General features: G+C 61.3%; 4 protein-coding genes and 1 pseudogene. All 5 read left to right on the forward strand.

The features are described from left to right. Positions 1 to 615, forward strand: a 615-nt coding sequence (locus tag FY112_RS01280; protein ID WP_151517444.1) for an MFS transporter, incomplete at its 5' end; no start/stop codon positions are given. Beyond that, on the forward strand, positions 612 to 2,045 hold the full coding sequence (gene hydA / locus FY112_RS01285) for a dihydropyrimidinase (RefSeq protein ID WP_151517445.1): 1,434 nt from the start codon (positions 612 to 614) through the stop codon (positions 2,043 to 2,045). The genes FY112_RS01280 and hydA, both read left to right, overlap by 4 nt. Then, on the forward strand, positions 2,042 to 2,803 hold the full coding sequence (locus tag FY112_RS01290; protein WP_151517446.1) for an SDR family oxidoreductase: 762 nt from the start codon (positions 2,042 to 2,044) through the stop codon (positions 2,801 to 2,803). The genes hydA and FY112_RS01290 overlap by 4 nt, the downstream gene beginning before the upstream one ends. 32 nt (positions 2,804 to 2,835) lie before the next feature. Further along, a complete protein-coding gene (locus tag FY112_RS01295) occupies positions 2,836 to 3,858 on the forward strand; it encodes an NAD(P)-dependent oxidoreductase (RefSeq protein ID WP_151517447.1) in 1,023 nt (340 codons plus the stop codon). 14 nt (positions 3,859 to 3,872) lie between these two features. Beyond that, positions 3,873 to 4,242 (forward strand): annotated as a pseudogene (locus FY112_RS01300) (polysaccharide deacetylase); the annotation flags it as partial.

The raw sequence follows: 4,242 nt of genomic DNA on the forward strand, positions 1-4,242 counted from the left end.
CGGTATGGCATTTGGCGGCTCGCTGCTCTAGCGCCGGTCACCGTCGTTTGCGTCTTTCAGGCGGGAATGACGAATATGAATGTCTATACGATGACGCCGATCTATGCGGAGCGGGTGCATCTCGACGCCGCGGTCGCCGTGACGCTGGTAACCGCTTTCAGCTTGGGCGGCATGCTCGCTCAGGCACCGGTCGGATGGTTGTCTGATCGTATGGACCGGCGCGTGCTGCTCCTTCTGCAGGGACTGGCGGCAACTGGTTTGTGTGCGGCAATCGCGTGGCCGGGAGTAAGGCCGCAGGCGCTGCTCTATGGCCTTTTCTTTGCCTATGGCGTAGTCGCGCTGACGATCTACCCTGTAGGCATCGCCTACGCCAATTCGCGGCTCGACAGCCGCCATATGGTCTCGGCATCGGGTAGCCTGCTGCTCCTCTATTCGATCGGCAACATCATGACACCCGGGCTCGCCGCCCAACTGATGGAGTTGTTTGCACCGCAGGCACTCTTCCTTCTGCTCGGGAGCGGCGCGTTCCTGGTTGCTGCCACTGCCTGCTTCAATCTGCTGCGCCGTCCGATCGGCGCCACCAAACCTTGCTTCATTTCGGGAGGAAACGAATGACGCTCGCTGAGCCTTATGACCTCGTGATCCGTCGGGGCCGTGTGGTGCTGCCGGATGCAACCAGGCAGATCGACATTGGCGTTCGCGACGGCGTGGTTGCGGCGCTCGGGCCGGATCTGCCCGAGGGGAAACATGAAGTCGCGGCCGAGGGGCGTGTCGTGCTGCCGGGCGGCGTCGACAGCCACTGCCACATGGATCAGCAGCCATGGGAAGGCAAATCGACAGCGGACGATTTCAATACCGGCACGCTGTCGGCGATGTGCGGTGGCACGACAACTGTGGTGCCTTTCGCCATGCAGATGCGTGGCCAGTCGCTCCGCGACATCGTCGAGGATTATCACGAGCGCGCCCGTTCGAAAGCGCATATCGACTATGGTTTTCACTTGATCGTCGGCGATCCATCAGCCGAAGTGTTGCGCGACGAGATCCCTCAGCTGATTGCCGAGGGCTGCACTTCGATCAAGATCTACCTCACCTATGACGGGCTGAAGCTCGACGATTATGAGGTGTTGAATGTGCTCGACCTTGCGCGTGCTCAAGGCGCGATGGTCATGGTTCACGCGGAAAACGATGCCTGCATTCGCTGGTTGACCGAAAAGTTCATCGCCTCGCGCAAGACCGAGCTGCGCTATCACGAAAAGGCGCATTCGGCGATCGGCGACCGTGAAGCGACCTTCCGGGCGATCAGCCTTTCGGAGCTGATCGAGACGCCGATTCTCGTCAGCCATGTCGCTGCGGGCGGCGCCGTCGAAGAAATCCGCCGCGCCAAGGCGCGGGGGCTTCCGATCCACGCCGAAACCTGCCCCCAATATCTTTTCCTTTCGGCCGAAGATATCGACACCCATGATCTCTCCGGCTCCAAATGCGTCTGCACGCCGCCGCCACGCGACAAGTCGAACCAGCCGGCAATCTGGGCCGGTATCCTAGACGGCACGCTGGAGGTTTTTTCTTCGGACCATTCGCCGTGGCACTATGGGGATAAGATAGCGGGCGGGCCGGGGACACCGTTCCACCGAATTCCTAACGGTATTCCCGGTATCGAAACACGGCTCGCTTTGCTCTTTTCTGCTGGCGTGAACGGCGGCCTGATCTCGCTGCAGAAATTCGCTGACCTGACCGCCGGCGCCCCGGCGCGGCTGTTCGGTCTTCATCCGCGCAAGGGCAGGATTGCCGTAGGCGCAGACGCCGATATCGCGATCTGGGATCCGGATCGCAGCATGACGATCACCAATTCGCTCCTGCATCACGCGACTGACTACACGCCTTATGAAGGACAGGACATCAAGGGCTGGCCCATCATGACGATCTCGCGGGGCGATATCGTCTGGGACGACGGAAAAATCATGGCCGAGCCGGGGCGCGGCCACTTCATTGCCCGACAGCGACCATTCCCGCCGCAGCAAGGTCTTTCGAAGGTCCTCGCATCATGACCGCACCGATTTCACGTCTTGACGGCAAGGTGATCTTCCTGACGGGAGCTGCGAGCGGTATCGGCGCGGCAATTGCGCGCCGCTGCATCGATGAAAGCGCTTCGGTGATCTGTGCGGATCAATCGCTGGAGAGTGTCATCGCGCTCGCGCAATCCCTTGGCCCCCGTGCTTTCGGCATCCAGTGCGACGTGACCGACAATATGTCGGTCGGTCGTGCGGTAGGTGCCGGTACCAGACATTTCGGTCGACTCGACGGTCTTGTGCACAATGCCGCAGCACCTTCGATGGACGGCACGGTCATCGATCTTGCCGAACATCAATGGCGTCTGGAAATCGATGTCATCCTGACGGGTGCCTTCCTGGTCGGCAAGCACACGCTTCCGGCGATGATCGCCGGCGGCGGCGGCTCTGTCGTCTTCATCGCATCGCAGTTCGCGCATGTGGCGACCGGCAAGGCCGTCGCCTATTGCGCGGCAAAGGCCGGCCTCGTGCATCTCGCCAGGGCCATGGCGGTCGATCACGCCGTCGATGGTATCCGAGTCAACAGCCTGTCGCCTGGTGCCGTGGCGACGCCGAGATTACTGCAGCGGTGGCCGGACTTGGACGCGGCCAATGCCGGGCTCGGACCCGCGCATTTGCTCGGCCGTATCGCCAAGCCTGATGAAATTGCTGCTGCCGCCGCCTTCCTCCTGTCGTCAGACGCTTCGTTCGTCACCGGAACCGACCTCCTGGCCGACGGCGGCTACGCGACGCGCTGATACCCTTGCTGAAGTCTTTGGATGGATTTGATATGACCCTTCTTGTCACCGGTGGAACCGGCTTCGTCATGAGCGTCCTAGCACGGACGTGGCTCGATCGTGATCCCAAGGCGCGTGTTGTCATTCTCGATCGCGCCGGCCTTGATGCGATGGCCGAGCGCTATTTTGCGTCGGTCCGCGATCGACTGACCGTGATCAAGGCCGACATCTGCGAGCCCGCCCAATGGGAAGCGACGCTCGACGACCACGATATCCGCTACGTGGTGCACGGCGCCACCGTCACCCCCATCTCGCGCGGCAGTGCCGCAGAGGCAAAGCGCCAGCCCGAAGCCGAAGATCCCGCCAGGATCGTCGATGTCAATTTCATGGGCACCGTGCACATTCTCGAATGGCTGAGAAAGCGTCCCGGCATTCAACGCTTCGTCTTTGTCAGTTCGGGCTCCGTCTATCGTCATCACGGGCCGGACTGGACGGGCGAACCGCTCCCTGAGGATGGCTATGTTGCGCCGCTGACGCTTTATGGCATCTCCAAATTTTCTGCCGAGATGGTGGTCAACCGTTACGCCGATCTTTTCGGTCTGTCGGCAGCCTCTGTCCGGCTTGCGTCGGTCTATGGACCGATGGATCGGGCCACCGGCAGCCGCAATTTCCGGCATGTGCCGAACCGCGTCGCTCATATGGCGCTTGCTGGAGAGACAATCCGGCCAAACAGCCTTGAACCCGTTGGCGATTATGTAACCTCGACGGATGTGGCCGGCGCAATCATCGCGCTGCTTCTCGCAGAGCGCCTCCGTTACCGGCACTACAATATCGGCAGTGGCGAGACCTCAACCATCGGCGACTTCATCGGCTGGGCAAAGGAACGCGTGCCTTCCCTGCAGGTCGAAGTGAGCCCTGCGGAAACCGCCAACGTCATCCAGGACATTTCACTGAAAGACGGCATGTGGGGAGCCTACGACATCGCCAGGATCGCGAGAGACACGGGCTGGCAGCCGCGCAGCGCCAGGCAGTCGTTCCATGACTACATGGACTGGATCGTCGAGAACGAAAATTAGAGCGAGGGAAAGTCATGAGCGCTGCTGCAAAAGACCAATCGCGTGATTTTGTCGGCTATGGCCCGAACCCACCCGTCATCGCCTGGCCAGGTGAGGTCAAGCTGGCGATCAACCTCGTGCTGAACTACGAGGAGGGCGCCGAATATTCCTGGCTCGAGGACGGACGAAACGACAACTGGGGCGAGTACAATATTCCCAATAGCCCGCCGCTGCGCGACCTCGGCACCGAGACCCATTTCGAATATGGCAGTCGCGCCGGCGTCTGGCGTCTGGCGCGCCTGTTCGACCGCTACGATATTCCGGTAACGATATCGGCCTGCGCCGTTGCGCTGGAGAAGAACCCGGCTGTCGTCGAGTGGATGAATGCCCGCGGCCACGATCTGC

The organism is Rhizobium sp. PEPV16 (assembly GCF_008919455.1).
In the GTDB taxonomy this organism is placed as follows: domain Bacteria; phylum Pseudomonadota; class Alphaproteobacteria; order Rhizobiales; family Rhizobiaceae; genus Rhizobium; species Rhizobium leguminosarum_Q.